This is a genomic window from Leucobacter sp. GX0328 (assembly GCF_053567315.1).
Window position 1 is genome coordinate 1 of the sequence record NZ_JBSGPC010000006.1, and the last position, 5,643, is coordinate 5,643.

Below are 5,643 nucleotides of genomic sequence, written 5' to 3' on the forward strand. Positions count from 1 at the left end.
ATTTCCTCGGTATCGACTTCACCACTGAAGACGGCGCCCAGACGGTCGCGGATGCGGCAGTGGCCGCGGAGTCGGCGGCTGCGGGGAATGTGCAGGGCATCGTGCAGGTGATCGTTCACGCGGACGACCTCGACACCGGCCTCGAACCCGACCTCGAACCCGACCTCGGCCCCGGCCTCGACACCGACATGGCACGCGACCCCGATGCTGAAGCATCCTCGGGCCCCGGGGCGCGACTGCAGTCCACGCTCCAGCCCGAGCTCGAGGGCTGCGGCCCCATCCCGGCCGACATGGCCCGCCGCATCGCGGGAGCCGCGACCTCATGGACGGAGATCACCGTGAATCCCGGTACCGGCGACATCCGTGAGGTCGCATCGCGGGTGCCGTCGGCGGATCAGAAGCGCAAGCTCCAGGTCCGAGACGCGCATTGCCGGTGGCCGGGCTGCAGGATGCCGGGGTTCCGCTGCGATATCGACCACACGATCGCCGTGCAAGACGGCGGCGAGACCGCGATGACGAACCTCGGATACCTGTGCCGTAATCATCATCTCGTGAAGCATCACGGCGGCTGGCAGGTGGTCCAACTGCCGGACGCGACCTACGAATGGACCTCGCCGACCGACCGGAAGACCCGGACGGTGCCGGAGGGCCGGGTCAGGTTCGTCGAGACCGGCGAACCACCACCCTTCTAACTCGACACTCTCGCTTTCGATGTGATTGGGTTGACCCATGTCGCGAGCGAGTTTCACCTTCACCGTCGGAGTGCAGGAGCTTCATGCCGTCAGCGTAGACGTTGCTGGCTTGCGCAACCGCATCACCATTCGCGTAAACGACGCGATGGTCGTCGACAGCGGCGGCAACCTCGGTAACGTCATGCCGAACGTATTCGACTTCGAAGTCGGTGTGCATGAACGGCACATCGTCTCAGTACGTTTCATCGCTCAGCAGCGCATCGACGGCGGAGCTACGTACATCGACGTGTTCATCGACGGAAAGTACGCGTTCCGACAACCTTGGTGATTCCTACTCGACGGCATGTCGAGCACTTGTCAGCGGGGCGTGTGGGGTTTGAACCCAGGACCGAGGGACTGTGAGGTAGAAGCGCAGCGTATGAAGGGCAACGGATGGGTCACCTGACGTCCGAGTCGGCGCGATCCCCCCGTGAAGTGCCTCCTCGTGACAGCAAGCTCATCGTCGACATCAAGAACCACTTACTCGCCCATCCAAAATCAGGGCGATCAAAGGCGCTATTCTGGCCAGGGCGAGCTCCTGGCTCCTGTGAGATCGACTCTCGACACCTCTCCGCAATCACTTCAAGCCTGCTCTGCTGAGAGCCAAGCTTCCGAAGATGCGGATCCATGACCTACGACACACCGCGGCAAGCCTCTGGCTCGCGGCAGGCTTCTAGCCCCACGAAGTCAGCCGCTGGCTCGGCCACGCGAACGTCGCGACTACCGATGCGATCTACGCCCACCTCTATCCAGCCGGATACAGTGCTCAGCTCGCCCGATTCGAGGCCTTCAGAAGAGCGAGCGGAAACGGTCTGGCTGAGGGGGCCGTACCTATAGGATGGAAAAGTTGCCAGGGGGCGTTAGCTCAGTCGGTTAGAGCACTGGACTCATAATCCATCGGTCGCGGGTTCAAGTCCCGCACGCCCTACAGACTCCTTAGATATCGCTCTCTTTTTCCTTCGTGGTTGCTTTATCTGTAATTTTGCAATTGTGCAGTTCGCGAAATGACATGGGGTACATTCGCCATATGACAGAACCTGTGTCGGCGAGCCTTGCTGCAGCTAGTGCCGTAACTGGCATCCTCAATTCGGAGCCATCAAAGACAGCAGGACGACTCCTTGAACGAGTTCTGGGAAGGTCCGCGGACGCAATCGGAGATGCACTTGGAAGGTATACCGAGTACCGCCTCCGCAACGTGGGTCAGGTGCTAGAAAAAGCGGAAGGAAAGGCTCGCGGACGTGCTGGTGCTCCCCATCCGCGTGTAGCCCACCGCATATTGGAAGAGGGCTCATATGCTGAAGATGAAGTCATGGCGGAATACTTGTCTGGCGTGCTTGCCGCAAGTATGGATGAGGCAACTGATGACCGCGGCGTGGCGTGGGCGGCTCAAGTTTCAGACATGAGTGCGCTTCAGATCAGGATGCACTTCATCCTCTATCGAGAGTGGGCCACCGCCGCGTTACATTCGGGCTTGGCAGTTGGTCAGGAATCTGAGCGTAATAAGTTGGAGATTTCGATCGACTTGGATGAGGTTCTGAATGTGCTTGATCCTTGCGGAACTGAGCAAGCATCGGCGACCTTCGCCCATGTCCTCGGAGGTTTGAATCGCCTAGGTTTCGTCAGCACCTGGGGTTTCGGTCCTGTAGAAGCGTCGGAGAACGAGCAAATTTCTTGGGATATGGAGATGTTTGCAACAATGACTGCTTCCGGGATGGAGTTGTATGCCTGGGCCTTGGGCGAACCGAGCCTTGAACTTCATTCCTTTGGTGAGCTTGACCAACATGTCGCCTCCGTCCGTGTAGATCGGCCGAAGAACGTCGCATTCCCAAGGCTATCTATACCGTCTGAAGAAACTAGTGCGAGTCAGCCAGTTGATTCTTCAGGCCCGTCTTCTCTCTCAAGCAATACAAGATCGTAGATCGAGCACAATTCTGCCGCTGGGATTGTACTCAATTCCATCAAGCCTGCAACTAGTTTTCCGGTGCCAGTCAAATGGATCGAACTAAGATTCGTATCAATAAGAGGCAACCCAACTCTCGCCGTTTTGGTGCGCCCATATGTCAGCAGTTCACCGCCAATATCGGCCATTCTTATGAGGCGACTTCTCACGGTGTGAGTCTTCCAGTCCGCTGCCTTTTGAGGTTCAGACTTTGGAAGCGGATACTTCTCAGGCTGATCAACTATTGCGATTAGGCATAGCTCCAACCAGGAAAGCCCCTCCGCGGTCTGAAGAGCAAAGTTAGCCGTAGCGGAGTCGATTGTTGGGATGAATGCCACATTGGCAAGCAAATTTCCGAGAAAGGGCAGCTTTCTCTCTTCGAATGTTTGCATTGCTGCGAGTGTCACTCCTTCAGCAAACTCGTAACCGTACGAGTGTTCACCTTCGAAGAAGTCGTCCTCTCGAATGGACTCCCCGAGAACCTTCTTGGCGCTAATTACTGAGCCTGCGTAGAAGATCAATGCTCCTACACGGGCCTCCTGACGAGGGCTCAGTACTCTTGCGGCTATCTCGTTTCCGACTGCACCAAACAAAGACCCGGACATCGCTACGGCAGTACCTACTGGATCACCGCCAGATCCAAGGTATGTGCCAGCACCTATTCCAATTGTTTCAATACCTTTGGCGACGAGTCGGCGAAGTCCATTCGTTTCTGAGTCCACAACCAAAACTTACACGGAAGCCAAATGTGCGTGTCTCGCCCATTTCGACCGATGTCATGTGTCCATCTAGCTCATGGACAGGATTGATCGGAGGGGATCTCGCGGGGATTTACATCCGTGTAGTTACAGCGGATGCGCCGCGATCCCAGTAAGTACAAGGCCGAGAGCGACCGGGCCAAGAACACGACCGAAGGATTATGAGTCCTTTGCTCTAACCGACTGAGCTAACGCCCCTCACAACCGTTCCAGCCTACCGGACCAGCGCGGGGGACTGGAGCGCATGAGCGATCGGCGCGAGCTCGGGCTGCTCCTCCGCCTCGGCGAGCACCCGCTCGAGCGTGTCATCGTGCACCGGGCGGGCGAGTTCGTAGAGCTGCTGGCCAGCGGCAGTGAGCTCGGTGTAAATACCTCGGCGGTCGTCGGCGCACAGAATGCGGGTGAGTAGCCCGCGATCCTCGAGCCGCGTGACCAATCTCGTGGTGGCGCTCGGGCTCAGGGCGGTCGCGCGGGCCAACTGCTGCATGCGCATGTGCCAGCCATCCTGCCGATTGAGCGCGTCGAGCACGGTGTACTCGACGACCGACAGCTCTGCGACCCGACCGAGTTCGCGTTCGAGCTCAGCGTCGATCAGTCCGTGCAGCGCTGCGAGCGTCCGCCACCCGCGAGCGCGGATCTCGACCGCGTCGTCTGCGATGCCCATGATTCCCGCCTTTCGAAGCGTCCGGACGACGCTCGAGAAATAGTTGCTTGCGCTTGATAGTTGCGTGTGCAATGATTGTGTTCATCGACGCAATATCCCGCGTCTGCAATTAGATTACCAGAAGCCCGCCGCATACGGCAGGGCGGGAAGCAGGATTCTCGTGCCACTCGGACTCGTCGCCCTCGCGCTCGGCGCATTCGGCATCGGACTCACCGAGTTCGTCATCATGGGCCTGCTGCCCGAGGTCGCCGGCGACTTCGGGGTGAGCGAAGCCGCCGCGGGATGGCTGATCTCGGGCTACGCCCTCGGCGTCGTCGTCGGCGCGCTGGGGCTGACCGCCGTCACGACGAAGCTGCCGCGCAAGCCGGTGCTGCTCGGTCTGATCATTCTCTTCATCATCGGCAACACGCTCACCGCGCTCGCCACCGGCTACGACCTCGCGATGGTCGGTCGGGTGATCGCAGCGCTCAGCCACGGCGCCTACTTCGGCATCGGCTCGGTCGTCGCCGCCGGGCTCGTCGCCCCCGAGAAGCAGGCCAGCGCGATCGCGATGATGTTCACCGGACTCACCGCGGCGAACGTCTTCGGCGTCCCCTTCGGCACCTTCCTCGGTCAGCAGTTCGGCTGGCGCGCAACCTTCTGGGTCATCTCGGGCATCGGCGTGCTCGCGTTCATCGGCATCGCCGCCCTCGTCACGGCCCCGCCGCAGACGGGGGAGCAGGTGAGCCTGCGCAGCGAGCTGCGCGCGTTCCGTTCGGGCCAGGTCTGGCTCTCGCTCATCGTGACCGTGCTCGCCTACGGCGGCATGTTCGGCGCATTCACCTACATCGCCTACACGCTCACCGGCGTCTCGGGCTTCGCCTCGACGACGATCCCGTGGCTGCTCGTGCTCTTCGGCGTCGGACTCGTCGTCGGCAACTGGGCGGGCGGGCGCCTCGCCGGCCGTTCGATCGACGGCACGCTCATCGGCTTCATCGCCGCCCTCGTCGTCGTGCTCGCCGCATTCGGTCTGCTCGCCGGATCGCAGCCGGCGGTGATCGTCATCCTCGTACTCATGGGCGGTTTCGGCTTCGGCACCGTTCCGGGCCTGCAGAGCCGCATCATGCAGTACGCGGGCGGTGCACCCACGCTCGCCTCGGGTGCCAACATCGGCGCGTTCAACGTCGGCAATGCGCTCGGCGCCTGGGCCGGCGGCGTCGGCGTCGCGGCGGGCCTCGGCTATACCTCGCCGATCTGGATCGGCGCAGGCATCACGGCCCTCGCCCTCATCGTCATGGCGATCGCCGCCGTGGCCGAGGTCAGGAGCCGTGCAGCGCGAAGCGCCAGCATGGAGGGGGAGCGCTCGACGGCGATCCCTGCAGCTGAGCCTCTACCCGTCGCCTGAACGCAGCGGCCGAGCGGGCCAGCGACCTGCACACCGACTTCGATTCGTACACCACTGTGAGGCTTGTTCTTGGCTGGTCTGGGACTGGCTGGCAGGGTAGGCGTTGGCCGTTCCCTGACGATTGTGGCTCGCTACACCACTGGCCCTCCGGGTGCCCTGCTTGAGAC

The 5,643-nt window shown here is 61.1% G+C and carries 6 protein-coding genes and 1 tRNA gene; 5 read left to right on the plus strand and 2 right to left on the minus strand.

What is annotated here, in order from left to right; all coding sequences use genetic code 11:
* From ACUYTF_RS13405 to ACUYTF_RS13420, 4 genes are all read left to right on the plus strand, one after another.
* Window positions 1–692: HNH endonuclease signature motif containing protein (locus ACUYTF_RS13405; protein ID WP_449279955.1), on the plus strand; the 692-nt coding region annotated here is incomplete at its 5' end.
* Window positions 693–729: 37 nt separating this feature from the next.
* Entirely contained in the window at window positions 730–1,020 is a 291-nt protein-coding gene (locus ACUYTF_RS13410; protein ID WP_434143932.1) for a hypothetical protein, read from the plus strand.
* Window positions 1,021–1,585: 565 nt separating this feature from the next.
* Window positions 1,586–1,659, plus strand: a tRNA-Ile gene (locus tag ACUYTF_RS13415).
* A gap of 99 nt (window positions 1,660–1,758) precedes the next feature.
* Entirely contained in the window at window positions 1,759–2,649 is an 891-nt protein-coding gene (locus ACUYTF_RS13420; RefSeq protein ID WP_434143933.1) for a hypothetical protein, read from the plus strand.
* Here the strand turns inward: ACUYTF_RS13420 and ACUYTF_RS13425 are convergent.
* Window positions 2,595–3,392, minus strand: a complete 798-nt coding sequence (locus tag ACUYTF_RS13425; protein ID WP_434143935.1) for a hypothetical protein — start codon at window positions 3,390–3,392, stop codon at window positions 2,595–2,597. The two genes, ACUYTF_RS13420 and ACUYTF_RS13425, sit on opposite strands and share 55 nt — an antisense overlap.
* A 250-nt stretch (window positions 3,393–3,642) precedes the next feature.
* Window positions 3,643–4,092, minus strand: a complete 450-nt coding sequence (locus tag ACUYTF_RS13430; RefSeq protein ID WP_434143937.1) for a MarR family transcriptional regulator — start codon at window positions 4,090–4,092, stop codon at window positions 3,643–3,645.
* A 160-nt stretch (window positions 4,093–4,252) separates the two neighbouring features.
* Here ACUYTF_RS13430 and ACUYTF_RS13435 point away from each other — a divergent pair, with 160 nt between their 5' ends.
* Complete coding sequence (locus ACUYTF_RS13435) at window positions 4,253–5,476, plus strand: MFS transporter (protein ID WP_434143939.1); 1,224 nt, start codon at window positions 4,253–4,255, stop codon at window positions 5,474–5,476.
* Window positions 5,477–5,643 lie beyond the last annotated feature (167 nt).

Excerpts from the sequence above, each read along its gene's own strand:
- ACUYTF_RS13410 (WP_434143932.1), top strand. The coding sequence starts at position 730 with ATGTCGCGAGCGAGTTTCACCTTCACCGTCGGAGTGCAGGAGCTTCAT.
- ACUYTF_RS13420 (WP_434143933.1), top strand. The coding sequence starts at position 1,759 with ATGACAGAACCTGTGTCGGCGAGCCTTGCTGCAGCTAGTGCCGTAACT.
- ACUYTF_RS13430 (WP_434143937.1), bottom strand. The coding sequence starts at position 4,092 with ATGGGCATCGCAGACGACGCGGTCGAGATCCGCGCTCGCGGGTGGCGG.